Raw genomic sequence first — 26,370 nt, forward strand, 5'->3', positions numbered from 1 at the left:
AAATCTTTTTTTTACGTACTTTTACGTAAAAATTTGTTAAAATAAACGTTAACTATGAATAAAATTCATTTTTCAATCGATTGCAGATATTATTTTGTGATTTTGACCGTCTTTTTCTCAAGTTATTCTTTCGCACAGCAAAATTATGTCATAGACAACAGTAGCCATTTCTGGGATAAAGTTCAGTTTGGAGGAGGTTTAGGTCTAGGATTTGGTTCTGGTTATACAGATATTTCTGTAATGCCAAGTGCAATTTACAATGTTAATGAAATTGTTGCCGTTGGTGTCGGATTGCAATTTGGATATCTAAACTCGAGAGATTATTATGAATCGTACGTTTATGGAGGAAGTTTAATAACGCTTGTAAATCCAATTCCAGAAATTCAATTGTCTGCAGAATTGGAACAAGTTAGAATAGACACCAGATATGAATCTAATTTCAACAGACCTTCATATTCTGATAGTTATTGGAATACAGCACTGTATTTAGGAGCAGGTTACAGAACGGGAAGCGTCACCATCGGCGCTCGTTACGATGTTTTGTATAATCCGAATAAAAGCCTTTACGGATCTGGATTTATGCCTTTTGTGAGAGTTTATTTTTAAGGGGCTAAGGTTCTGAGATGCTAAGATTCTAAGTTTTTTTAGATGAATTATTATACATATTGGTCTGTTTCGGAATTACCAAGTAATACAAAATCCTTTGATGTCTTTTTTTGGATTGCAATTGTATCATTTGTTCTTTGGATTTTAATTAAAAGATTCAAAAAGAAAAATGATGATTATGAAAAAATGATATTATTGTGGTCAGTTGGTGCAATTTTTAGCTTGTCGATAATTGTATTTTTCTATTTGAAATTATATACAACAGATACTACCGAAAAAAGAATTCAGAATCTCTTTAAATCTCCAAACGTGATGGTGGTTGAAGGGAAAATTTCTAATTTCGAAAGTTTCAGTCCGGCTTCTCGAAGAGGATGGGTAACCATAGAGAGATTTAGAGTAGATTCAATTAATTTTCAATATGAAGATGCTCTATTAGGGCGTTTTAATACTTTTACTAAAACAAATAACGGAATATTTAAAAATGGTCTGAATGTTAGGATTACTTATGGAAAAATGAGACATGAGATTTTAAAAATCGAAATTGCAAAAAAAACTTAGAATCTTAGCATCTCAGAACCTTAGCAACTTTATTTATAATAGTTGCGAAACCAAACTTTTTGCCATTCCCTTTTTAAAATCAAAAACGCAACTTGTTCAGCCAAAATTACCAAATCTGAACCATCAAGTTGTTTGATTTCGTTTTCTGGAACATCAATTATATAAAGTAGATTCAAATATTCAGCAAACTTGTACTGAATCATTCTGTAAATCTTTTCGTGAAGCTGAATTTTCAGTTCGTCGGGCGAAATGCTTAATGGAAAATCGATACCTTCATTGGCCAGATTAAAATCTTTATTGATCTGTTCAATTAAGTTTAGATATAAAGTCTCTGCTTGCGCTTGCGCTAATAAAGATTCGGTATTTGCTGGTGCTACAAACATGAGATTTTAGATTTTAGTTTTTTTTCTGAATACTGAAACTGAATACTGAACACTAAACTTTTCTTCCCATTAAATTTTCTCCGAAAGTTCTCAGAACGTCTTTCTTTTCAGAATTAATTTCCATTTTTTCTAAAGTTTCAAAAGCTTTAAAAGTGTACATTTCGATAGCTTCTTGAGTTGCTTTTGATGCTCCCGATTCGTTAAAAATTGCTTTGGCAGTTTCAATTTTCTCCGAATTATCTTCTAATTGTAAAGTAAATAATTGTTCTAATTCTGAGGCTTTTTCTTTAGAAGAAAATTCTAAAGCTTTTAAGTATAAATAGGTTTTTTTGTTTTCGATAATATCACCGCCAACTTGTTTTCCAAAAGTTTCCGGATCTCCAAAAGCATCTAAATAATCATCTTGAAGTTGAAAAGCTAAGCCTAAATTCAGTCCGAAATCATAAATTAAATCGGCTTCTTTTTCAGAAGTTTTGGCAACAATGGCACCCATTTTCATGGCAGCGGCAACTAAGACAGCTGTTTTATATTCGATCATTTTCAAATATTCCGGAATCGTAACGTCTTTACGAGTTTCAAAATCCACATCCCATTGTTGTCCTTCGCAAACTTCAAGAGCTGTTTTGCTGAATAATTTGGCAAGGTTTCTAAAAACATTTGGCTCGTATTGCTCAAAATACTGATAAGCCAAAATCAGCATCGCATCGCCAGAAAGAATACCGGTGTTTAAATTCCATTTTTCGTGAACCGTTACTTGTCCTCTTCGCAAAGGTGCGTCATCCATTATATCATCATGAACAAGAGAAAAGTTATGGAAAACTTCTACAGCCATCGCGGCAGGAAGTGCAGTAGCATAATCAGTATCAAAAACTTCAGCAGCCATTAAAGTTAAAACAGGGCGAATGCGTTTTCCGCCAAGTCCTAATATGTATTCAATCGGTTCATAGAGATTTACAGGCTCTTTGTGAATGTTTTGCTTTTTTAAATAATCAATAAAAAAATCCTGGTACTGACTAATATCGTGCATAAAATGAAAATCTGATTTACGAGCCTCAAAGATACAATTCAATTATGAATTATTTCCTGATAAATGTCAAATGCTGACAAACATTTAATGTTTAGGGGTAAAACAACTCAAAATTAATCCATTAAAAAAACAAAAAAAACTTGGAAACTTTTTTGGTATTCTCAGTTTCCTGTTTATATTTGCAGCGTTAATTGGAAACTCATAACACTAAAAAAGTTTCCATATCAAGTTTTTAATGATTTATAAACTTAATTAAATCAGGTTTTTATGAAAACAACATGGACTTTAGATTCAGCGCAATCAGACGTTTTATTAAAAATGAGACGATCAAGAACGGCTTATGTAGGAGGAACTGCCAATAAATTTGATGGTTATGTAAATATTGAAGATAATGAGATTGAAGATGCTTCGGTTGAATTCTCATTAGATATCAATAATAAAAATGAAAGTTTCCAATCAATCGATGCGTATTTACAACTTCAAGACTTTTTTGAAGAAGATGAACATCCAATAATCAGTTTCAAATCGACTTCATTTCAGAAAGTAAATCAGAATATTAATTTTTTCAAAGGAGATCTAACAATCAAAGATGTTACGAGAGTAGTAGAATTGGATGCAGAATTTCTAGGAGAGAATATGCACAACGGACAGAAAAAAGTTGCTTTTGAAATAAAAGGAAATGTGAAGCGTGAAGATTTTGGTTTAGAATACGGTTCTTTCAATCATGCAAATGGCGCAGCTTTAGGAAAAGACATCAAAATTATAGCAAATCTAGAATTTAGCATATAATTCTTACTAAATCAATAAATTAATGTAAAATTATTACAAATTAAACGGAAACTATTTTTTTTGATTTGAGTTTCCGAGGTATATTTGTAATGCAATTTGAGGAGTTTAAGATGAAAGAGAAAATAATTTCAAAAGCAAGCGAGTTATTTTTAAAGCTTGGTTTTAAGAGTGTTACGATGGATGATATTGCAGGTGAAATGTGTATTTCTAAAAAAACGATATACAAATATTTCTGCAATAAAGAGGTTCTGATCGAAGAAAGCACTTCAATGGTTCACGGACAAGTTCACGAAATTATGGATACCATTATTGCAAAGAATTATAATGCTATTCATGAAAATTTTGAGATTAGAGAAATGTTTCGTGACATGTTTAAAAACAACATTGATACTTCGCCAATTTATCAGCCCAAAAAACATTATCCAGAGATTTACCAAAATATCCTTTCTATCGAAATCGATCAATGTACAAAATGTTTTAGAGATAATATCGAAAAAGGAATTCGTGAAGGACTTTACAGAAGCGATCTAAATATTGAGGTTTATGTGAAGTTTTATTACACATTGGTTTTTCATATTAATGAAAATACGGTTTCTGAAAGTGAAGCTCAAAGAATAGAATTAGAAGCATTAGAATATCATACTCGTGCAATGGCTACTCCAAAAGGAGTCGAGGAATTAGAAAAGCAACTAAAAAGAATAAATAATTAATTCATCCAAATATATCCAAACGTCATTATTCTGAGTGAGGATGGAATAGTGGCGGTACTATCTCAAAATTTAAAAAAATAAATATTTAACTACTTATGAAAAGAATCCTTCTTATATTTTTGTGTGCCATTGGCTTGTCTGCCAACGCACAAACCACTTTAACTCTGAAAGACGCTGTCAATTATGCGCTTCAGAATAAAGCGGATGCAAAAAAAGCAAAACTTCAGGTTGAAAATAGTGAGTATCAAATTCAGGAAGTGCGTTCTAGAGCATTGCCTCAAATTAGTGCAAACGGAAACTTGACACATAATCCAATCATTCAGACAACTGTTATTGATGGTGCAGGATTTGGACAACCGGGAACTACAATTCAGGCAGCTTTTGGTCAAAAATGGACTTCTACTGCAGGGCTTTCTTTAACTCAAGCTATTTTTGATCAATCTGTTTTTACAGGATTAAAAGCGGCAAGAACTACACGCGAGTTTTACCAAATCAACGATCAGTTAACAGAAGAGCAAGTTATTGAGAGAGTTGCTAATAACTATTATTCTGTATATGTTCAGCAGGAAAGATTGATCCTTTTGGATAGCAATTATGTAAATACTACAAAAGTTCGTGACATCGTAAAAGGTCAATTTGACAATGGTTTAGCTAAAAAAATAGACTTAGATCGTATTGTGGTTAAAATGTCTAACATTGATACAGAACGTCAGCAAATTAAAAATCAGATTACTTTACAAGAAAATGCTTTGAAGTTTTACATGGGAATGCCAATTGAAACTCAAATCGTTTTACCAAAAGAAGAATTTGAAGTTGTTCCAGCTGCTTTAACTCAAGAGCCAAATATTGAAAACAGAACAGAATATCTACTTTTGAAAAAACAAGAAGAGCTTTTAGTTTTTAATAAAAAAGCTACTGAAGCTGCATATTATCCAACACTTTCTTTATCTGCAGGTTACAACTATATTGGTCAAGGTCCTGAATTTCCTTGGTTTGCAAAACCAGAAAAAGGAGTTTACTGGTCAGATTTCTCTGCGATTGCTTTAAACTTACACGTACCAATCTTTACAGGTTTTGGGACTCGTGCTAAAGTAAGACAAGCAGATGTTCAAATTAGAGAACTTCAAGAAGATATCAAAGACACTAAATTGTCACTTGATTTAGATTACAGAAATGCAATGGCTCAAATTGATAACAACTTGGTGACAATTGAAAATCAGAGAGAAAATATGCGTTTGGCAACTGAAATTCTGAGCAATACCAAAAACAATTATCTTCAAGGTTTAGCATCTTTAACCGATTTGCTAGACGCTGAAAATGCATCACTTGAAGCTCAAAATAATTATACTAGAGCAGTTTTAAATTATAAAATTGCCGAAATATCTCTAATCAAATCAAAAGGCGAACTAAAATCTCTTACTAAATAACAAATTATTACAATGAAAAAAATAATTATAACAATCGTAATCATAGTCGTGGCACTTGTCGGGATTAACTTCATTTTAAATAAGAATAAAGCTGAAAATGAAGGAAAAACTGCAATTGTAGCAGAAAAAAATGCGGCGGTTTCTGTAAAAGTAGCAACGGTAAAAACAGAAGATGTTAATCTTGGTTTTACTGCCAACGGAAACTTTGCACCAATTCAAGAATTGACTTTCTCTGCTGAAAAATCTGGAAAAGTAATCAGCGTTTTAGTAAAAGAAGGTGATTATGTGAGAGTTGGACAAACTCTTTTAACGGTAAGAGGTGATGTTATTAATGTAAATGCACAACAAGCTCAGGCTGTTTATCAAAATGCAAAAGCGGATTATGCGAGATACGAAAATGCTTTTAAAACTGGCGGTGTTACTAAACAACAATTAGATCAAGCAAAATTGGCTATGACAAATGCTCAGTCTAATTTAACTCAAGCAAATATTAATGTAGGAGATACTAAAGTAAAAGCTCCAATTAACGGATACATCAACAAAAAATATGTTGAGCCAGGATCTATTTTAGCTGGAATGCCTGCAACTGCTTTATTTGATATTGTAAACGTTTCTAAATTAAAATTGGCTGTTACAGTAAACGAAACTCAGGTAGCAAGTTTAAGATTAGGAAACACAGTAAATATTACTGCTAGTGTTTATCCTGATAAAACTTTCTCTGGAAAAATTACGTTCATTGCTGCAAAAGCGGATGCTTCTTTAAATTTCCCTGTTGAAATTGAAATTACAAACAACGCTAACAATGATTTGAAAGCAGGTATGTACGGAACAGCAAACTTTGGTTCAAACAACCAAAAACAAAACTTAAAAGTGGTTCCTAGAAATGCTTTTGTTGGAAGTGTAAGCAGTAATGAAATCTTCGTAGTAGAAAACAATGTAGCGAAATTGAAAAAAGTAGTTGCTGGAAGAATCTTAGGAGATAAAGTTGAAATCATTAATGGTTTAAATGATGGAGAAACTGTAATTGTTACAGGTCAAATCAACTTACAAGACGGAAATACAGTAGAAATTATTAAATAAGCAATAGGCTATAAGCAGTAAGCTTTAAGCATTAGACATACTTTGTCTGAAGCATAAAGCATATAGCCTAAAGCCTAAAGCCTAAAGCGAAAAAAAATGAAATTAGCCGAAATATCCATTAAACGTCCGTCGTTGGTAATTGTATTGTTTACAATTCTGACACTAGGTGGATTGTTCAGTTACAGCCAATTAGGCTACGAGCTGATCCCAAAATTTGAAACCAACGTAATTACGGTTTCTACTGTATATCCTGGAGCTTCTCCAAGTGAGGTTGAAAATACCGTTACAAAGAAAATTGAGGATGCGATTGCATCTTTGGAAAATATCAAGAAAATTGACTCAAAATCTTATGAGAGTTTATCTGTAGTATCGATCACATTAACATCAAATGCAAATGTTGATATTTCGATGAACGATGCGCAGCGTAAAATTAATGCCATTTTGAGTGATTTGCCAGATGACGCAGATCCGCCGTCTTTGACTAAATTCTCTTTGAGTGATTTACCAATTATGACGCTTGGAGCGAATGGTAAAATGGACGAAGCAGCTTTCTACGATTTGATCGATAAAAAGATTGCTCCGATCTTATCTCGTGTACAAGGGGTTGCTCAGGTAAACATTATTGGTGGTCAAGAGCGTGAGATCCAAGTAAATCTTGACGCTGTGAAAATGCAAGGTTACGGACTTTCAGTTCCTCAGGTACAACAGACTATTTTGAGTTCAAACTTGGATTTCCCTACTGGAAATATTCAAACTCGTAACCAAAAAATCTTAATCCGTTTAGCGGGTAAATATAAAAATGTTGAAGAATTAAGAAACTTGGTGGTTTCTTCTCAAAACGGAATTCAAGTTCGTTTAGGAGATATTGCTGACGTTCAGGATACACAAAAAATCGCGGAGAAAATTGCGCGTGTAGATCAAAAAAGTGCGATTGTACTTCAAATTGTAAAACAATCAGATGCCAATGCCGTAGCGGTAAGTGAGCAGTTGATTAAAACAATCAAAACATTAGAGAACGATTATAAATCGGCTCAATTGAAATTGGAAGTTGCAAAAGATAGTACTGTATTTACGTTAGAAGCAGCAGATTCTGTTGTACATGACTTGTTGATTGCGGTTATTCTGGTAGCATTTGTAATGTTGTTCTTCTTGCACAGTATTAGAAACTCATTAATCGTAATGGTATCTATTCCTGCTTCTTTAATTGCAACATTTATCGGAATCTATTTATTAGGTTATACGCTTAACTTAATGTCTTTACTTGGTTTATCTCTTGTGGTTGGTATTCTTGTGGATGACGCGATTGTGGTACTAGAGAATATTTATCGACACATGGAGATGGGTAAAAGCCGAATCCGTGCCGCTTATGACGGAACTGCAGAAATTGGCGCTACAGTAACTTCGATTACATTAGTAATTGTGGTAGTGTTCTTGCCAATTGCAATGAGTACCGGATTAGTATCAAACATTATTACACAATTCTGTGTTACGGTAATTATTTCAACAATGTTCTCATTATTGGCTTCATTTACCATTATTCCATGGTTGTCTTCTCGTTTTGGAAAATTAGAGCACATTGAAGGTAAAAATCTTTTCGGAAGAATTATTCTTGGATTCGAAAGCTACTTAACTCGTTTTACGGATTGGGTATCTAACTTACTAAACTGGTGTTTAGATCACTACATTAAAACAATTGTTGCAGTTGTAGTAATGTTTTTTGGAACAATCTTCTGGTTAATGGGAGGTGGATACATTGGAGGAGAATTCTTCGCATCATCTGATAGTGGTGAGTTCTTAGTACAAATTGAGATGCCAAAAGATGCTTCGCTAGAGCAGACTAACTTTATGACTCAAAAAGCTGAGGCATTCTTAAAAGGAGAAAAATATGTTTTCAGCCAAATTACAACGGTAGGTCAAACCAGTGAAGGTTTAGGAGCAGCTCAAGCTACAGCTTACAAAGCAGAGATTGACGTTAAAATGATCGAACAAAAAGATCGTACAGATGACGCCAACGTTTACGCTGCAAAAACAAAACGTAAACTGGAGAAAATTCTAGTTGGTGCCAAAGTAAAAACAGTTCCTGTAGGTATTTTAGGAACAGCAGAAGATGCAACTTTAGGTTTGATTGTAACTGGTCCGAACGTAGAAAGTGCAATGCAATTTGCAAAATTAGCTGAAGCTGAATTACGTACAATTCCTGGAACAACTGAGATTAAATTAACAGTTGAAGACGGAAACCCAGAGATTAACGTTCAAGTTGACAGAGATAAAATGGCTGCATTAGGATTAACGCTTCAAACAGTTGGTCTAACTATGCAGACTGCTTATAGCGGAAATACTGACGGTAAATATAGAGCTGGTGAATACGAATATGATATCAACATCAAATACAACGAATTTGATAGAAAAAACATCACAGACGTTAGTAACTTGATTTTCATTAACAATGCAGGACAGCAGATTAAATTAAACCAATTCGCAACAATTACAGAAGGTTCAGGACCAAGTAAATTGGAGCGTAGAGATAAAACAGCTTCTGTAACGGTACAAGGTCAGAACGTTGGGGTTCCAGCAGGAACGATCGTTCAACAATGGCAGGCAAAATTAGACAAATTGAAAAAACCAGTTGGAGTTAATTACATCTGGGGTGGTGACCAAGAAAACCAATCTGAAGGATTTGGTACTTTAGGAATCGCATTATTAGCCGCTATTATCTTGGTTTACCTTGTAATGGTTGGATTATATGACAGTTTCGTTCACCCGTTTGTTGTATTGTTCGCAATTCCGCTTTCGTTCATTGGGGTTTTATTTGCACTGGCATTAACCAACAATACTTTAAACATCTTTACCATTTTAGGGGTCATCATGTTGATTGGTCTGGTGTGTAAGAATGCGATCATGCTTGTCGATTATACGAATCAGCGAAGAGCAGCTGGAGAATCAATCAGAAATGCCTTGATTCAAGCAAACCACGCTCGTTTACGTCCGATCTTGATGACAACAATTGCGATGGTATTTGGTATGTTCCCAATTGCATTAGCTTCTGGAGCTGGAGCAGAATGGAAAAACGGATTAGCTTGGGTAATTATTGGAGGTTTGATCTCTTCATTATTCCTTACGTTAATTGTAGTTCCTGTGATCTATGACATTATGGAGAAAATTATTAGAAAATTCTCTAAAGGAGAAAAAATCGATTACGAAGCCGAAATGGTTGCCGATTATACGCCAACAGAATTAAGCGAAGACGGTTTCAATCCAAAACACACTCATTAATAGTTTTAATTTTTGATAGTGAAATTCTGAACCCGAATTCAGAATTTCCAAATGAAAAATCCCAGATTCCTTCAATTGGAATTTGGGATTTTTTTTTGATTACGAATAGAAAAATTTCACGCAGATTTTACAGATTTGTAGCAGATTCAATTAGAAAAAGATCTGCGTTCATTAGCTTAAATCTTTTTTAAATCTGCGTGAAAAAAATAGCACTTTCAATTGGAATTTGGAATTTGAACTTTGGAATTTAAGCCTTGAGATTCGGGATTTTTTTATTCTTAATCGAAAAATATGTTTATTTGCATCACCTTACTAAAATAACTATGTTACAAAAAGATAAATCTGCAGCCATTGGTTTTATTTTCATAACCATGTTAATTGACATTACAGGATGGGGAATTATTATTCCTGTAGTACCAAAATTAATTGAAGAATTAATTCACGGAGATATTAGTGAAGCCGCAAAAATAGGAGGCTGGTTAACTTTCGCTTATGCGATAACTCAGTTTGTATTTGCTCCAGTAATTGGAAATTTGAGTGATAAATTCGGGAGAAGACCCATTATCTTAATTTCGCTTTTCGGATTTTCATTAGATTATATTTTATTGGCATTTTCGCCAACAATCGTTTGGCTTTTCATCGGAAGAATTATTGCAGGAATAACTGGTGCAAGTATTACGACAGCTTCAGCTTATATTGCAGACGTGAGTACACCAGAAAACAGAGCAAAAAATTTCGGATTAATTGGTGCGGCTTTTGGACTAGGATTTATTATCGGTCCAGTTATTGGCGGTTTATTAGGACAATACGGAGCTAGAGTTCCTTTTTATGCCGCAGCAGTTTTATGCATGTTGAATTTTCTTTACGGATTTTTCATTCTTCCTGAATCACTTAAAAAAGAAAATCGTAGACCTTTTGATTGGAAACGTGCCAATCCTGTAGGAGCAATTTTAGGTTTGAGAAAACATCCAACTTTAATTGGTTTAATCTCAGCGATATTTCTTTTGTATGTAGGCTCTCACGCGGTACAAAGCAATTGGAGTTTCTTTACCATTTATCAATTCAATTGGGATGAAAGAATGATCGGAATTTCATTAGGAATCATTGGTTTATTAGTCGGCGTTGTGCAAGGAGGATTGATTCGTTACATCAATCCAAAATTAGGAAATGAAAAAAGCATTTACATCGGTTTGGCTTTATACACTCTCGGAATGCTATTATTTGCTTTTGCAACAGAAAGCTGGATGATGTTCGTGTTTTTAATTCCGTATTGTCTTGGCGGAATTGCAGGGCCAGCTTTACAATCTGTTGTAGCAAGTAAAGTAGATCCAACCGAGCAAGGAGAAATTCAAGGAACTTTGACTAGTTTAATGAGCGCTTCTTCTATTATTGGTCCGCCAATGATGGCGAATACATTTTACTTTTTTACTCATAACGATGCGCCTTTTAAGTTTGCCGGAGCACCATTTATTTTAGGTGGAGCTTTAATGTTGTTGAGTACAGTTGTAGCTTATTTTTCTTTGAAAAAGCATTCAGTGCCAAAAACAGAAATTGATAATCAAGAAACTATATAAAAACTAAAAAAAACTCCAGAGGTATAGGTCAAGCAATAGTCAGCTTCGGAGAAGCGATATATTTATAGAAATCGTATTAATATTAATTACGAAGCTCCAGCGGAGCGACATATTTTTAACGAAACTATTTCGCTCCGCTGGAGCTCCTTTATATCGATGATTAAATTTCTATAAATATTTTGCTCCGCTGGAGCAGTTTTACATAAAAATAGGTTTGTCTAAAAAGTGAGACAAACCTATTTTTTATTATTTGGAATTTGGAATTTGGAATTTGGAATTTGGAATTTGGAATTTTTTCTATTTAAGGTACAAATAATGATTAAAATAATCAATAATCGCTTTTCCTTCCAACAAAACATCAGCACCAATAATGCCATGAACAGGTTTGGCTTTAAAAGATTCTAAGGCTTCATTGACATGCGAAAGATCAAAAATAACGATACTAAAATCTTTATTTTTCCAGCTTCCTAATTGAAGTTTGTTTTGAGAAGAAATCTGCGTTGCCATTCCGGTTGCGCCAGCGCCAGAAGCTTTTGTTTTGGAGTTTTTTGCCGATAATTCAAAACGCTCAATGCTTTCAAATCCGATGCAAGTGTTGGATGCTCCGGTGTCTAAAATAAAATTTCCAGAAATGCCATTAATCTTGGCTTTAATCTGCAAATGCTGTGTTTTAGTAATTTTGAACTTTATTTTTTTATAATTCCCTTTTTTGAGAATCTCGTGAAGATTTTCCATTTCTGTACTGATTGAATCCCAAAAATAAGCCAATTACAATCAATACACTAACAATATATGGGATATAATTTGCTGATTTTTCTTCTGTAGCAATAGATCCGTAATAAACGAAAGAACTCCAATAATAAGGAGATTTTTTAGCATTCGGAATCGATTTATCATTTAAATAATCTCGTTTTGCATTTGTATTGGCTTCAAAATAAGAAACATCATTTTTAATATTTTTATAAAAATCGGACATAAAAACCGAAGTCGTAAAATCATTCACTTTCCATAAAGAGAACAATAGATTCTGTGCACCAGCAAACTGAAAACCTCTTGCAACGCTCATTGCGCCTTCTGCTTTATACAGTTTTCCAATTCCAGTTTCGCAAGCGCTCAAAACCACTAAATCTGGATTAATATGCAGATTATACAATTCAGAATACAGAATTTCCTGATCATAAAACTTAATACTCGCTGGAGTTTCAATATCGCCAGAAGAAGCGTGCGTGCTCAAATGTAAAATAGAAAAACTGGCAGCATTGTTTTTAAAATTTGAAAAACTGGCTTGAGAATTTTCTAAATATTTCCCTTTAAAATTACTCTGTATAGATGCTAATTCTTTCTTCGAATAACGCAATTCAAAAGGTGTTTTTTCGAAAACTGGAAAAATACCTAAAACTGTTTTTTTGGATCTGGAAACAGGTTTAGAATTCAGATAAATATTTGCCGAAGTATTGTATGCGATTTTAAAATCGTTCATTAAATAATTCATTTTCGCAAAATTCGTCGTATTCGATTCTCGGGTAATTAAAGTCTCAAAAGGAAGAAAACTCAAAATTCCGTCAGGCACAATGATGAGGTTTTTATAGTTTAAATTTGATGGTAATTTTAATAAATCATAGACGTTTTTTCCATAATAATTATATCCCGCAATGTCGTTTGTGATGGCATCTGCAGTTCTGAAGTAATCAACAAACCTCAAAATTCTGGGAATTGAAGCATCAGTAACGTCAAAATGATTTAATTGAATTTGATTATTTTGTAAGGTGAAATAATATAGGTATTCAGCACCCATAAAATAATAAATCATAATGGCTTTCTCTTTTTCTAACTTGGAAGTGATTGCTTTAAAATTGAAATTCTCAGCAATTGAATTTGGATTTTCAGATTGAATTTTCTTTAATGAAAGCATCAATTCATTTTGCTTTTTTATAGCCGAATTTATGTTTGAAATGTTAGCCGAACTCCCTTTTTGCTGTTCTTTTAAAATCGAATTATTGGCATTTTGAAATTCTTGCAAAAGCTGTTTTTCTTCTGCAGAAGCTGTTTTGATATTTGAAAGATGACGCTTTAAAATTCCCGATTTTGTTTTTTCTGCCAATTGAAAAGCTTCTTCTAAATATTGAATTTTATTTTCCTTTTTATACAATTTGTCATAAATCGAGAGACACTTTTCAGTACGATTTCTAGCACGAATTTGTGAAATGATTTTAGAGTTTTCATATACTAAACCGCTCATCAATAAGTTTTCAATATGAAAAGAAAGTTTATAACCTTCAAGTGCTTTTTTAAGTTGGTTTTGGTTGGCAAAAATTGCCGCTTGTAAATCCAAAATATCCATTAAAACAGTTTCTGCATATAATTCATTTTCAGTTGGAAGAATGTTTTCGGAAACATAACTCGGAATTAAAATTTTAAAAGCTCTAGTGGTTTGCTGGGTGCTTTCAGCATATTTTTTTTCATCAAAAAGCAATAATGCTTTTTCATAATACAGTTTGGCAATTTTTCTTGGTTGCTGATTTGGAATTTTAAGGAAGAGTTCTGTTGCTTTTTCGAAATAAGAATCGGCAATTTTAAATCGGTGTGTTTGTCGGCTTACATTTGCAAGATTTCGATAAGAATTGGATAAATTTTCCAAATGATCTTTATCGTTTTCCAAATATTTTACAGCAGTTTTAAAGGCGTTTTCAGCTTTTTTATAAAGCTCCTGGGTCATCAGATTTCCTTTAAAAAGCAAATAATTATTGCCTAAATTATTCAGTAAAATCCCTTTCTGAGAGTTTGATAGTTTTTCTGTTTTTAAAGTGTTTTCTAAAAGCGAAATGGCTTCAATAATCCGCCCTGTATTTTGATACACATTCGATAAATTCAAAATCGCTGCTATTTTTTGCTCTTCATTTTTTTCCTGATTAGCAATAAAAAAATACTGTTTTATAGTATTTTCCGCGCTGTCATAATCACCTAAAACAGTATATAAATTGCCTAAAGGTTTTAGGCAAAATTCAATTATATCATAATTAGAAAGTTTGTTTTTCTGATAAATCTGCCAAGCTTTTTCATAACTAGAAATCGCATTTTGAGTTTGTCCAAACTGATTTTCATAATACGCTTTATTGCAGTTTAAAATAACAATCGCTAATAATTCGTCTTTAGTTTTTGGTTTTGCGCTTTTCCAAAAATCACTTTCAATGTTTTTGAGATTTTGTAACGCTTTCGCGGAAGGATTTGCGGTAAAAATATCGACAGCATTATATATTTTATCTTCCTGACTTTGCCCGAAAACATTCAGGCTCAGAAAAAGAAAGATTAAAATATACAGTTGATAATATTTCATACGCAAATAAGATTATCTATATAGTGTCAGTCTGAGCGAAGTCGAAGACCTTTTTCGTGACAAAGCCTTCGACTCCGCTCAGGATGACAGTTGTATTACATAAGACAATGTAGGTAATATGAACTTACATTACTTATATGGTGAAAAAAAACTAAAACTTCCAAATTCCATAAACCTGAAAATAATTAAAATTCTGTTCAAAATTAATCACATAACGAGCGCCCAAACTCGGACCAATTCTGGCAAAACCAGCTGTCAAATCCAATAAAAGACCTATTTTAACATCCGTAAAACTGTTTTTTATTTTATTTGAACTAGTTTCCGAACTAATCAAAAAGTTCTCTTTATCGCCTTCGTAAGTATCTATTTTAATCGTCTGATTTTGTTCTGAAGAAACATTCACATTCGCCTGAATTCCAGCGCCAACTCCAATATAATTATTGATGTTATATCGAATTAAAACCGGAACTTCCCAATTGATATTTTTATTTTCGGTCGAAGTTGTGGTGCGAACCAACTGCCTTGTTCCGTTGGCGTTGGTATTAAATGCATCCGTAACATTTACATCGCTGTTGTATTGATTTAAAGCATTTACCCATTCTACCTGCCAATAAAAACGATACGATTTAAAAGGCGAAAGCGTTGCTCCCACAAAATAACTCGTCGATTTATCTAAATCTGGATAAAAGTTATAACCCGCTTTTGCGCCAATAGAAATTCCAGGCATAAATCGAGTTGTGGCATAATTGGTAATTATTGGTTCATTTTTATCAAAAATAATGGCAGTTCGGCTTTTGGTTTTTACTTTATGAAAGTCTTCGCCAAACTTCATCGAATATTTTACAAAACCTTTTGTAGAATCTTTTTCATGAACATTTTTCTGTTCACTTCCAGGAAGATAAATATTTTTGAACGTAAAAATAATCTGTTTCTGTTTGATAATTGTATCGAGACAACTTACCGTTGGTTCTTCGCCTTTTGGACAAATTGGACATTCTGGATACATGCTTTCAATTTGGAAAGTCTTTTTGTCGAACATATCAGGAACATCGGTTTCTAAACGAATTTTTCGTGCCGGACCTTCACCATTATTTTGAAAACGTGTTTTAAAATTCACTCTTTTAAAGCGAACCAATCTATAATTCATAAATCTTCCATTAGATCCCATTTTGTTCGGATCGTGAGAAGTTACAATTTCCATTTCCAGATTTTTTACTTTATGGTTTTTATAACTTCTATTTGGAACAAAAATACCGCGCATCGTAACTGTTGCACTAGTATCTTTAATCATTTCTGGAGTGGTTTTGAAAGTGTAAAAAACATTTCGAGTTTCGCCGGGATTGGCATCATCAAATTCTAAAACAGAAACATTATGATAGGTTTTATGGGCATCTAAAAGCGATGCGTCTAAATCTTCTTCGGTTGTTGTATTTCTATATTTTTTGGTTTTGAAATTCCCTTCGGCGGAAGCTAGAAAATTATTCGAATCATTAAGATCATCAACGGAAGCGACCAAATTTTCTTTTACTTCGCGTTCTCCTGCATAAGTTCTGAAATCGCTCAATTCGAAATTGTTGTGTTTGAATTGCTTTTCATTATAAAACAAATAAAGCTTTCCGCTCGAAACATAATTTTCCAGATTTTGATAACCCACTACGACTACCATTTCCTGTTCTGGAATCGGATCACAGTTCTTAATAATAGCAAAGCCATTCTGATCTGCAATCGAAGCAATGTCTTTATAATTGTTATCTGTAATGTCATTTACAGCCACTTTTTTCGGACGTGTTGCAGGTGGTTTTCCATTGTCGTAATTATTCGTTACGGCAAGTCTTGTGGTATAAGTTCCCTTGTTTTTATAAACATGTTTTGGTTCGGCTTCTTTGCTGTAATGACCATCGCCCAATTCCCATAAATAAGAATAACTTGGTTTTGGCGCACCCGCAATCGGAATCAAAGGCGGTGTTTCTGGTTTATAAGAAACCTGATTTCCGTTTTGAATAAAACTAATATTGGCTCTTCGGGTTATGGTGTCTTTTACTTTGGTTTGTCCAATAGCGCAGATGCTGAATAAAATAAAGAAAATAGACAGTTGTGGTTTCATAACTAGATAGTTTTGGGATTCTAAAATGATCAAAATCAATTTAAAACGTGATTAAATGTAAAAAGAAGTGATGAGAAAATCATCACTTCTTCTTAAAAAAAGCATTTGTAAGTTACTGAATGGCATTAATTGCAGCAACCAATTGAGCTTCGGTACCGACTGTTGTTTCGGCTAAAGTAAAGGTGTAAACAGCATTTGCAGTCGTTGTTACTCCTTTTATTGCATATCTCCAGTTGCCATTGTCTTCTGTTGCGAAAATAATGTGGCAAGCAAGACCAACCGGAATCTGACCGTAGTGTTCGCTAAATAATCCTTCGGCAGTATAAGTGTCCAATTTTGCCAATGCATTTGTTCCTTCGCCATCATAAGAAAGATAAACGGCGCTGTTAGTGTTATTATAACCTTCAGGAACATCAACTAAGATTGTTGTTTTTGGTCTTGGATCGCTGTAAAAACGGTCTACGTTTGTCCAGCCAAAATTTCCAAAAGTTACATAATAATTGTTTCCTTCGCCTTGAACGCCACCTTTTCCGTCTGCGCCTCTGGCATCTTTCCAAGCCAATTCACCATCTTCATCAATAACTCCAGTCCATAAAGTCATTAAATTATCGTAACCGTCTGTTAATGCAGTTGGAACAATCATGCTTAACGAACACGATGTTTTTAATTCGACTCCCCCCTGAGTTGCTTTGATGAAGAATTCACCACCCGAAATCAATAAGTTTTTCTTTCCGTCGGGCATAATTCCCATTGTTGGTTTGTTAGTAACTAACATATTTCCTTTGTCAAAAAGCTCAATAAATTCAATATCAACTTGACCTGTTACTGCATTTCCATTTTTTGTTAAACAATCTCCGTTAATGTAAAGCTTTACACCCTTTGCTGATGTTAGCGTAACTACACCGTTTCCGGCAGTCATTGTAAAATTTTGAGTATTTCTTTTTACACCTTTTTCACTAATGCTTTTAAAAGCGGCTGCTGTTGGAGGAGAAAGTTTAATATCATCTCCATCTGTATTATCACAGCTTGCGAAAGTTGTCATTGCTAATATTAAAAGTCCGATTTTTTTAAAATTTGTTTTCATAATTTCTAGTTTTTATAAATCTGGCTTGATTGTTTTCAAGTAGTTTTTCAGATTTGGTTATTAATTATATAGTTAAATCAATTTGGGTTTTACTTTGTTACCCCTGTTTTCAAAAAATATTTTTAAAGGCTTTTATATCGTTATATCAATTGGGTAAAAAATTTGTTACCCATGTTTTTGGATTTTTTTATTTAAGCCGAAAGACATTTGTCTTCAAATAAATTTCCGTCTTCATCAACGGCAACTAAAATGTCTTTTTTACGAGAGAAATTTAGAATCAGATAGATCCAGACAATAACCCAAAAACCTAAAGTCATTAAACTGATGAATAAATGCAGTGCATGGTTGAGTTCTTTTTTTTCTTTAGATAAAACCACATATGGCAGTTTCTCATTATGTTCTGTAACAACAAAACCATTTCGGGTTTTAGCGGCGATTATTTCGTAAAATCGGTCAAGATTTTTTTCGTTGGTTAAGGAATAACTTTTCATTTCTTTTAATTTTTTATGAGTTTTTAAAAGACTTTTATTTTGATAGATACAATTGATTGCAATATTGTTACCCTTCGTTTTTGAAATTTTTTGAGATACTTTTTTTAAATTAGCTGTAAAATGTCTTTTTATGAGTCAAAATAAAATTCATCCTGATCAAAAATATATCGACGGACTTGCCGCAAACGACTCGGTTGTTATTGAGATGATCTACAAGAAATTTGCTCCAAAAGCAGTTCTTTTTATAACCAATAATTCGGGAGATAAAGATCAGGCGCAAGATGTGATTCAAGAAGTCTTGATCTTGCTTTTTAATCAGGCGAAAGCCAATAAACTACAATTAACTTGCCCGTTTGATGCGTACTTTTTTCTTTTGTGTAAAAGACGCTGGTTAAACGAATTAAAAAAATCATCTAATAAAGGGGTAACAATTTATGAGAATGTAGTATCTATTAATGAATCTGCCCACGAACTGATTGCACAAGCCGAAGAATTTGATGAAAAACAGAAACTTTTTGATTCTATGTTTCAGAAATTGGGAGAAAAATGCCAGGAAGTTTTAAAACTCAGTTTTACATTAAAATCGATGGAAGAAGTGGCCGAAAAACTCAATGTGACTTACGGTTATGTTCGAAAAAAGAAATCGTTATGCGTAGGACAGCTGACAGAGTGGATTCAGGAAGCGAAAAATTTTAACTCTTTAAAAAACAATTAGTCATGAACGAAGAACGCTATATATTATTTGACCAGTATCTTCAAGGCGAACTGACCGTTGATGAAAAAAACAATTTTGAGAAACAATTATCTGAAGATCCAACATTGGCATCGGCATTTGAGAGTTTTAAAGAAATGCATTTTCAACTAGATAATAAATTCGGAAAAGAAGCAGAAAGAGAAATTTTTACTGAAAATCTGACTCGAATTTCTGATAAGTATTTCAATAAAAAGAAAACCAAAGTCGTTTCGCTTAAACCATGGTATTTTGCCGCAGCAGCTTCTGTTACCATTATGTTCGGATTGTTTTTCTTTGATTATAACCATTATCCAAATTTTGAAGATTACAATCATCCAGAAAGTGCCTATTTTACAGAAAGAAGTGTTTCTGAAGAAACATTGAAAAAAGCAGAAAATGATTTTAATGGAAAAAGATATGAAAAGGCAATTCCGCTTTTTGAAAGCATTTTAAAAGAAAATAATTCACCAGAAATTAAATATTTCTACGGAGTTTCATTATTGCAAGTAAGTAAATATGTAAAAGCCGAAACGATTTTTAAAGAATTAGAATCTGGAAATTCTGTCTTCAAAGAAAAAGCAAAATGGAATCTGGCTTTATCTAAATTAAAACAGGGGAAATACAAAGAATGCAAGGAGATTTTGCAGACTATTTCTCAGGATTATGAAGATTATGATGAAGTAGAACATTTACTAGAAGAATTGGAATAAATCTTAAAAAATAAAAAAATTTTATCCCATTGTGGAAAACCTCAATCGAATTTGGAATTTTAGTTCTAAATTCGATTTTATTTTTATAAGAATTGCCCCAAAAACAATTTAAACTTAACTCAATCGACTGATGCAAAAAGTTATTTTATTAATTCTTATTTTTCTGTCTCAAGTTATTTTTAGTGCTCCTAAAATAACTGAAACAGAAAAGCTTGCGTCAACTTGCAAGGTTTGGGGATTTTTGAAATATTATCACCCAGAAGTTGCTGGAGGTAAAGTCAATTGGGACGATCAGCTTTTGGAGAAATTACCTAAAATAGAAAAAGCACAAACCAAAGAAGAGTTCTCTTTAATCTTAGAAAATTGGATCGATGAACTTGGTCCAGTAAAAGAAATTGCGCCAATTACGGTTTCAAAAGATGTAAAGTATTTTGATAAAAATTTCGATTTAAGCTGGTTTAATGATAAGTTGTTCTCTAAAAGACTTTCAAAGAAATTAAAATTTATTGAAGAAAACAGATTTCAAACTACCGAAGAATTCGGGCCTGATTTTGATGGTTTTAAAAATCACAAAAACTATTTTGACCTTAATTATGATGCTAAAGATTCAAGAATCTTAATGCTATTTACGTATTGGAATGTCATCGAATATTTTTTTCCTTATAAATATAAAATGAATCAAAATTGGAATAAGACTTTAGAAGAATCTTTACCCTCTATTTCTATTGCCAAAAATATGGATGAATTTTTATTAGCAATGAAAAAAATGTCAACTCAGTTAAATGACGGCCATGTTATGTTTCATATTTATCCATCGTTAAGTTTACCGTCACCAGCGAAGCATTATTTTCCGGCAACGGGCAAAATAATAGATGAAAAACTTGTTGTTACAGAGATTTTAGGTGATAGTCTGGCAGACGCATACGACATTAAAATAGGAAATGTTATTACCAAAATAAATGATAAATCGATCAAAGATTATATTGAAGAAAGCAGAAGTTTGGTAAGCGCTTCAAATGAGGCGTCTTATTTAAATAAGGTCGTAAACCCTATTCTTACCTCATATTCTGAAAATGTAAAAGTAGAATTTTTAAAAGACGGAAAATACGAAACAAAACAAATGGTTTGGTTTAATTATCATGATTCCCACCGAAATGAATTTAAAAAAGGAGCTCAGAAAAAGAAAGACAAATTTAAGCTTCTAGATAATAATATCGGTTATGTTGATATGGGAGTTATAAAACAAAGAAATATTCCGAATATGATTGCGTCTTTAAAAGAAACAAAAGCCATTGTTTTTGATATGAGAAATTATCCTCAGAATACTTGGAAGGAGATTTCAGATTTCATAAATCCAGAAGAAAAGAAATTCGCTATTTATACCTATCCATATTTAAATTATCCGGGAAAATATGAATGGAAAGAAGGAGTAAAAGCTGGATTTGATAATAAAAATAATTACAAAGGTAAAGTAGTCGTATTGGTTAATGAAGATTCTTTCAGCCAGTCAGAATGGACGGCAATGAGTTTTCAAACGGCTGGCAATACAACAATTATAGGAAGTCAAACTGCCGGAACAGACGGAAATGTTTTTGAATTTGATTTTCAAGGATTTCATACAGGATTTTCAGGAATTGGCGTTTATTATCCAGATGGACGCGAAACACAAAGAATTGGCATTATTCCTGATATAGAAATAAAACCAACTATAAAAGGCATTCAGGAAGGAAAAGATGAGGTTTTAGATCGTGCTTTATTATTTATAGAAACAGGTAAATAATTATTAGTTCAAATTTATCAAATTGGGGAACGAAGGATCACACTAGTTAATTTGCGGAAAAAATGGGGGTTTTCTTTGCGAAGCTACTTGTGAGGTTCTTCGTTCCTCAAGAGGGTAAAAATTTAGTTTTTAATTTGTTGACCTTTGTGAAAGTTTGAAACTTTGACAAAGGTTTTTTCTTTTTTAGAGATCAAATAAAAATAAAAATCGGTTATATCTGCGTCCCGTAATCTCTACAAAATTGGTATTCTTTTAATATTGTCGTAATTTTGACAGCTTTAAAATTATACCATTGAATTCAACACCAATTATTACCGATACCCACACGCACTTATATTCTGAAGAATTTGATCAGGATCGTGATGAAATGATACAGCGCGCTATTAATGCCGGAATTACCCGTTTTTTTATTCCTGCAATAGATGCCGCAGCGACGCAATCTATGTACGATTTAGAGAAAAATTATCCCGAAAATGTCTTTTTAATGATGGGTTTACATCCCACTTACGTGAAAGATAATTATCTGGAAGAATTGGCGCATGTTGAAAACGAATTGGCAAAGAGAAAATTCTACGCTGTTGGCGAAATCGGAATCGATTTGTATTGGGATAAAACGCATTTAAAAGAACAGCAAATTGCTTTTAAAAGGCAAATTCAGCTAGCAAAACAATACAAATTGCCAATTGTAATTCATTGCAGAGAAGCTTTTGATGAAATCTTTGAAGTTTTAGAAGAAGAAAAATCCGAAGATTTGTTTGGGATTTTTCATTGTTTTTCAGGAACTTTAGAACAAGCATTACAAGCGATTTCCTATAATATGAAATTAGGAATTGGCGGTGTTGTAACTTTCAAAAACGGAAAAATTGATCAGTTTTTAAATCAAATTGATTTGAAACATATCGTTTTGGAGACAGATTCTCCTTATTTAGCACCAATTCCGTATAGAGGAAAACGAAATGAAAGCAGTTATTTAGTCAATGTAATAGCTAAATTAAGCGATATTTATGGTGTTTCTGCAGAAGAAATTGCGGAAATAACAACACAGAATTCAAAGGACGTTTTTGGGATTTAACCCTAGCCTTACAAAACTTTAATTTTTTTTTTGTTCTTTTGCCCACTTAAACCCAAATAAATAATGCAGAGATTTGATGCCATTCGACCGTTTTATGATTCCGAAATAAATGAAGCCCTTCATGATGTTGTAAATCATCCTATGATGAAAACCATGATGAACTTTACTTTTCCGGAAGTAGAAGATGAGGTTTGGAAGGAACAATTGAAGAAAACACATTCTATTCGTGATTTTCAATGCAATTTTATTTATAATACAATCCAAAAAGTTTTAGAAAAAAGCTCAGAAGGATTAACAACTTCAGGTTTTGAAAAACTAGAACCAAATACTTCCTATTTGTTTATCTCGAATCATAGAGATATTCTTTTAGATACAACATTATTAAATGTATGTTTGTTCGAACATGGTTTAGTAATGACAGCTTCGGCAATTGGTGATAATTTGGTTAAAAAAGCCTTCTTAGCAACACTAGCAAAGCTAAATAGAAACTTTTTGGTTTTAAGAGGTTTAACACCTCGCGAAATGCTTCAAAGTTCTAAACTTCTTTCTGAATATATGGGGCAATTATTGCTTCGCGAAAATCGTTCGGTTTGGATTGCACAAAGGGAAGGAAGAACAAAAGATGGAAACGACGAAACCAATCCAGGCGTTTTAAAAATGATTGGAATGGGTTCTGATGAAGAAAATCTAATGGATTATTTTAAGAAATTAAAAATCGTTCCGGTTTCTATTTCTTACGAATACGATCCAACTGACGTTTTGAAAATGCCACAATTAATGGCAGAAGCCAACAACGAAGTTTACGTAAAAGATAAAAATGAAGATTTCATGACCATTTTGAGTGGTATCATGGGAACTAAAAAAAGAATCCATATTTCTGTTGGGGATGTTTTAGACACAGAAATCGATCAGATTGTGGCAGAAAATGATAATGTAAACAAACAAGTTCAGGCTTTGGCGCAAACAATTGATGACGTTATTTTGAAGAACTACCAATTGTGGCCAACTAATTTTATTGCTTACGATATTTTAAACGAAACAAATCGATTTGCTGATAAGTATAAAGAAAGCGAGAAATCACTTTTTGAACGTCGTTTAGAAATGAGAATAGGAAGCGATAATCCTATTACAAGACAAGGATTCTTGGCTATGTATGCCAATCCGGTTGTCAATAAATTAAAATACCAAGATGTCATCTAAAGCTAAAATACTTCTGATTTATACCGGAGGAACTATCGGTATGAGCAAAGACTTTGAAACGGGCGCGCTTAAAGCGTTCAATTTTGGTAAATTAATTCAGAAAATTCCAGAAATTAAGCAATTGGACTGCGAAATTGAATCTATTTCATTCGAACATCCAATTGATTCTTCTAATATGAATCCTCAGATGTGGACAAAAATCGCCACGATTATTGAGGAAAATTACGCTTCTTTTGATGGATTTGTGGTTCTTCACGGCTCAGATACTATGTCGTATTCTGCTTCTGCATTGAGTTTTATGCTTGAGAATTTAGCAAAACCAGTTGTGTTTACAGGCTCACAATTGCCAATTGGAGATTTACGAACAGATGCAAAAGAAAACCTGATCACAGCAATTCAGATTGCTTCACTTTTAGAAAACGGAAAACCAGTTATTACAGAAGTTTGCTTGTATTTTGAATACAAATTATACCGCGGTAACCGAACTTCTAAAGTAAATGCGGAACACTTTAGAGCTTTTACAGCACCAAATTATCCTGAATTGGTAGAATCTGGTGTTCATTTAAAATTAAATAAACATTTATTTCTTCCGATAAATAAAGATTCAAAACTCATCGTTCATAAAAACTTAGATAATCATGTTGCGATTATCAAAATGTTTCCTGGAATGAGCGAAATTGTTTTGGCATCAATTCTCGAAACTAAAGGTTTAAGAGGAATTGTTCTAGAAACCTACGGTTCTGGAAATGCCCCAACCGAAGATTGGTTTTTAAACTTAATCGAAAAAGCCATCAAATCTGGAATGCACATTGTAAACGTAACACAATGTTCAGGCGGAAGTGTAAATATGGGACAATATGAAACCAGTACGGCTTTAAAATCTCTTGGAGTTATCTCAGGAAAAGATATTACTACAGAAGCAGCGATTACAAAATTGATGTATTTGCTTGGGCATAATATTTCGCAAAACGAGTTTAAAGATATTTTTGAAACTGCTCTTAGAGGGGAAATTTCTTAAAAATAAAATTCCAATATTAAAATTCCAAATTCCAAAAAACTTTGTGGCTAAGAACTTTGTCGAAGTTTTAAACTTTGACAAAGTTGTACACGTATGATTGTCATAAAATGACAAGATTGTAGATAATTGGAATTTGGAATTTTTAATTTTTAATATTTGAATTTCCTTTTAATTATTAGAATTTCTATAAGTAACTGGACAGCTTTCCAATTCTTCAGTTTCTTTATGTTTTTTGTAATACACATAAACCAAAACCGAAAGAATACAAATAATTCCCTGAATAGCAACTGTAGCTCTTACGCCAAGCGAATGAGAAACATAGCCAATAATTAAACTTCCAACAGGAATCATTCCTTGATACGCCATCATAAAATAGCTGATACTTCTAGAACGCATATTGACAGAACTGTGTGTCTGAATGTAGATATTGATAGATGAAGTTTGGCCCATCATTCCGATTCCGCTCAAAGTCATACAGATAAGAGCAATAGTGATACTGTTTGAAACGGCTAAAATAATTACGCTGAAACCAAGAAGCAAACTAGCAGCAATCATTAATTTACTCATGTTTTCTGCAGATTTTAGATTGGCTAAATAAACAGCAGATAAAACGGAACCAATTCCGGCGGCACTTTCGAACCAACTGAAGGTTTCGGCATTTCCGCTAAAAATATCTTTTGCAAAAACTGGCATTAAAGTATTGAAGGAAATAACAAATAAACTACTGCAAGTAAGCATCATAAGCATTCTTGCCATTTCGGTCTCTTTTTTTACATATTCCAAACCTTCTAAAAGGTCGTCGAGCATATTAAGTTTGTTTTCGGCTTTAATATGCGGAGTTAATTTCATAAGCAATAATGAAATTAAAACTGGAATGTAACTCATGAAATTTCCAATAAAACAAATGTCTTCTCCGTATTCGTGCAGAATAATTCCCGCAAGTGCAGGACCGGCGATACGAGCAAAATTGTTCATTGTTGAATTCAGCGCAACTGCATTTGGAAGATCGTCTTTATTATCGACAATATCAATCATCATGGTCTGGCGGCAAGTCATATCAAAAGCATTAATAATTCCTTGAATAAGACTCAAAGCCAAAATAAAATTGATATTGTATATTTTAAAGTAAATCAGCAAAGCTAAAGTTCCTGCCTGAAGCATCGCAAGAGATTGTAAAAAAATTAGCGTTTTATGTCTGTCATAACGTCCAATAATACTTCCTGCTAAAGGCGCTAAAAACAAAGACGGAATCATACTTAAAAAAGTAGCCAATCCCAATAAAAAAACAGATCCCGTTATACTGTATACCATCCAGCTCACGGCTGTTTTCTGCATCCAAGTACCAATAACTGAAACAGATTGTCCGTAAAAGAACAATTTGAAATTTTTAGATTTTAAGGCTTTAAACATGATCTTA

Annotated in this window: 22 protein-coding genes; 14 read left to right on the forward strand and 8 right to left on the reverse strand. The window is 33.0% G+C overall.

The window, feature by feature from the left end:
- Positions 1 to 54: 54 nt before the first annotated feature.
- Both HNP35_RS03545 and HNP35_RS03550 read left to right on the forward strand, forming a co-directional pair.
- Positions 55 to 606: a hypothetical protein gene (locus HNP35_RS03545; RefSeq protein WP_184158406.1), complete on the forward strand. Its 552-nt coding sequence runs from the start codon at positions 55 to 57 to the stop codon at positions 604 to 606.
- A 42-nt stretch (positions 607 to 648) separates the two neighbouring features.
- Positions 649 to 1,164 (forward strand): hypothetical protein, encoded by a 516-nt coding sequence (locus HNP35_RS03550; protein WP_184158404.1) that lies wholly within the window; start codon positions 649 to 651, stop codon positions 1,162 to 1,164.
- A 29-nt stretch (positions 1,165 to 1,193) separates the two neighbouring features.
- On the opposite strand, the gene HNP35_RS03555 is transcribed toward HNP35_RS03550, so the two are convergent.
- Both HNP35_RS03555 and HNP35_RS03560 read right to left on the reverse strand, forming a co-directional pair.
- Positions 1,194 to 1,547 (reverse strand): hypothetical protein, encoded by a 354-nt coding sequence (locus HNP35_RS03555; RefSeq protein WP_184158402.1) that lies wholly within the window; start codon positions 1,545 to 1,547, stop codon positions 1,194 to 1,196.
- 52 nt (positions 1,548 to 1,599) lie between these two features.
- Positions 1,600 to 2,574 carry a polyprenyl synthetase family protein gene (locus HNP35_RS03560; RefSeq protein ID WP_184158400.1) on the reverse strand — a complete coding sequence of 325 codons (975 nt, stop codon included), beginning with the start codon at positions 2,572 to 2,574 and terminating at the stop codon, positions 1,600 to 1,602.
- A gap of 267 nt (positions 2,575 to 2,841) precedes the next feature.
- Here HNP35_RS03560 and HNP35_RS03565 point away from each other — a divergent pair, with 267 nt between their 5' ends.
- The 6 genes from HNP35_RS03565 to HNP35_RS03590 all read left to right on the forward strand — a co-directional run bounded on the left by HNP35_RS03565 (position 2,842) and on the right by HNP35_RS03590 (position 11,427).
- Complete coding sequence (locus tag HNP35_RS03565) at positions 2,842 to 3,363, forward strand: YceI family protein (protein WP_184158398.1); 522 nt, start codon at positions 2,842 to 2,844, stop codon at positions 3,361 to 3,363.
- Positions 3,364 to 3,473: 110 nt separating this feature from the next.
- The gene (locus tag HNP35_RS03570) at positions 3,474 to 4,073 is read left to right on the forward strand and encodes a TetR/AcrR family transcriptional regulator (RefSeq protein WP_184158396.1); all 600 of its coding nucleotides are present in this window, start codon (positions 3,474 to 3,476) and stop codon (positions 4,071 to 4,073) included.
- A gap of 95 nt (positions 4,074 to 4,168) precedes the next feature.
- Positions 4,169 to 5,500, forward strand: coding sequence for a TolC family protein (locus HNP35_RS03575; protein WP_184158394.1), 1,332 nt, complete (start codon positions 4,169 to 4,171; stop codon positions 5,498 to 5,500).
- 12 nt (positions 5,501 to 5,512) lie between these two features.
- Entirely contained in the window at positions 5,513 to 6,580 is a 1,068-nt protein-coding gene (locus HNP35_RS03580) for an efflux RND transporter periplasmic adaptor subunit (RefSeq protein WP_184158392.1), read from the forward strand.
- Between the two features lie 96 nt (positions 6,581 to 6,676).
- Positions 6,677 to 9,853: an efflux RND transporter permease subunit gene (locus HNP35_RS03585; protein ID WP_184158390.1), complete on the forward strand. Its 3,177-nt coding sequence runs from the start codon at positions 6,677 to 6,679 to the stop codon at positions 9,851 to 9,853.
- A 323-nt stretch (positions 9,854 to 10,176) separates the two neighbouring features.
- Positions 10,177 to 11,427: a TCR/Tet family MFS transporter gene (locus HNP35_RS03590; RefSeq protein ID WP_184158388.1), complete on the forward strand. Its 1,251-nt coding sequence runs from the start codon at positions 10,177 to 10,179 to the stop codon at positions 11,425 to 11,427.
- Positions 11,428 to 11,724: 297 nt separating this feature from the next.
- On the opposite strand, the gene HNP35_RS03595 is transcribed toward HNP35_RS03590, so the two are convergent.
- From HNP35_RS03595 to HNP35_RS03615, 5 genes are all read right to left on the reverse strand, one after another.
- Entirely contained in the window at positions 11,725 to 12,162 is a 438-nt protein-coding gene (locus HNP35_RS03595; protein ID WP_184158386.1) for a retropepsin-like aspartic protease, read from the reverse strand.
- Positions 12,122 to 14,761, reverse strand: a complete 2,640-nt coding sequence (locus HNP35_RS03600; protein ID WP_184158384.1) for a CHAT domain-containing protein — start codon at positions 14,759 to 14,761, stop codon at positions 12,122 to 12,124. The genes HNP35_RS03595 and HNP35_RS03600 overlap by 41 nt, the downstream gene beginning before the upstream one ends.
- Before the next feature lie 151 nt (positions 14,762 to 14,912).
- Entirely contained in the window at positions 14,913 to 16,865 is a 1,953-nt protein-coding gene (locus HNP35_RS03605) for a PKD domain-containing protein (RefSeq protein ID WP_184158382.1), read from the reverse strand.
- A 112-nt stretch (positions 16,866 to 16,977) separates the two neighbouring features.
- Positions 16,978 to 17,949, reverse strand: coding sequence for a hypothetical protein (locus HNP35_RS03610; protein ID WP_184158380.1), 972 nt, complete (start codon positions 17,947 to 17,949; stop codon positions 16,978 to 16,980).
- Positions 17,950 to 18,140: 191 nt separating this feature from the next.
- Positions 18,141 to 18,440 (reverse strand): hypothetical protein, encoded by a 300-nt coding sequence (locus HNP35_RS03615; RefSeq protein WP_184158378.1) that lies wholly within the window; start codon positions 18,438 to 18,440, stop codon positions 18,141 to 18,143.
- A 130-nt stretch (positions 18,441 to 18,570) separates the two neighbouring features.
- Here HNP35_RS03615 and HNP35_RS03620 point away from each other — a divergent pair, with 130 nt between their 5' ends.
- The 6 genes from HNP35_RS03620 (at position 18,571) to HNP35_RS03645 (ending at position 24,953) form a co-directional block, all read left to right on the forward strand.
- Complete coding sequence (locus HNP35_RS03620) at positions 18,571 to 19,155, forward strand: RNA polymerase sigma factor (RefSeq protein ID WP_184158376.1); 585 nt, start codon at positions 18,571 to 18,573, stop codon at positions 19,153 to 19,155.
- A 2-nt stretch (positions 19,156 to 19,157) separates the two neighbouring features.
- Positions 19,158 to 19,883, forward strand: a complete 726-nt coding sequence (locus tag HNP35_RS03625) for a tetratricopeptide repeat protein (RefSeq protein ID WP_184158374.1) — start codon at positions 19,158 to 19,160, stop codon at positions 19,881 to 19,883.
- Positions 19,884 to 20,013: 130 nt separating this feature from the next.
- Positions 20,014 to 21,663: a S41 family peptidase gene (locus HNP35_RS03630; protein WP_184158372.1), complete on the forward strand. Its 1,650-nt coding sequence runs from the start codon at positions 20,014 to 20,016 to the stop codon at positions 21,661 to 21,663.
- A 292-nt stretch (positions 21,664 to 21,955) separates the two neighbouring features.
- Entirely contained in the window at positions 21,956 to 22,735 is a 780-nt protein-coding gene (locus HNP35_RS03635; RefSeq protein ID WP_184158370.1) for a TatD family hydrolase, read from the forward strand.
- A 63-nt stretch (positions 22,736 to 22,798) separates the two neighbouring features.
- On the forward strand, positions 22,799 to 23,935 hold the full coding sequence (locus HNP35_RS03640) for a 1-acyl-sn-glycerol-3-phosphate acyltransferase (protein WP_184158368.1): 1,137 nt from the start codon (positions 22,799 to 22,801) through the stop codon (positions 23,933 to 23,935).
- Positions 23,925 to 24,953: an asparaginase gene (locus HNP35_RS03645; protein ID WP_184158366.1), complete on the forward strand. Its 1,029-nt coding sequence runs from the start codon at positions 23,925 to 23,927 to the stop codon at positions 24,951 to 24,953. The genes HNP35_RS03640 and HNP35_RS03645 overlap by 11 nt, the downstream gene beginning before the upstream one ends.
- A 168-nt stretch (positions 24,954 to 25,121) precedes the next feature.
- Here the strand turns inward: HNP35_RS03645 and HNP35_RS03650 are convergent, their stop codons facing one another.
- The gene (locus HNP35_RS03650) at positions 25,122 to 26,363 is read right to left on the reverse strand and encodes an MFS transporter (RefSeq protein WP_184158364.1); all 1,242 of its coding nucleotides are present in this window, start codon (positions 26,361 to 26,363) and stop codon (positions 25,122 to 25,124) included.
- Between the last annotated feature and the right edge of the window lie 7 nt (positions 26,364 to 26,370).

The organism is Flavobacterium notoginsengisoli, from assembly GCF_014207905.1.
Lineage (GTDB): Bacteria > Bacteroidota > Bacteroidia > Flavobacteriales > Flavobacteriaceae > Flavobacterium > Flavobacterium notoginsengisoli_A.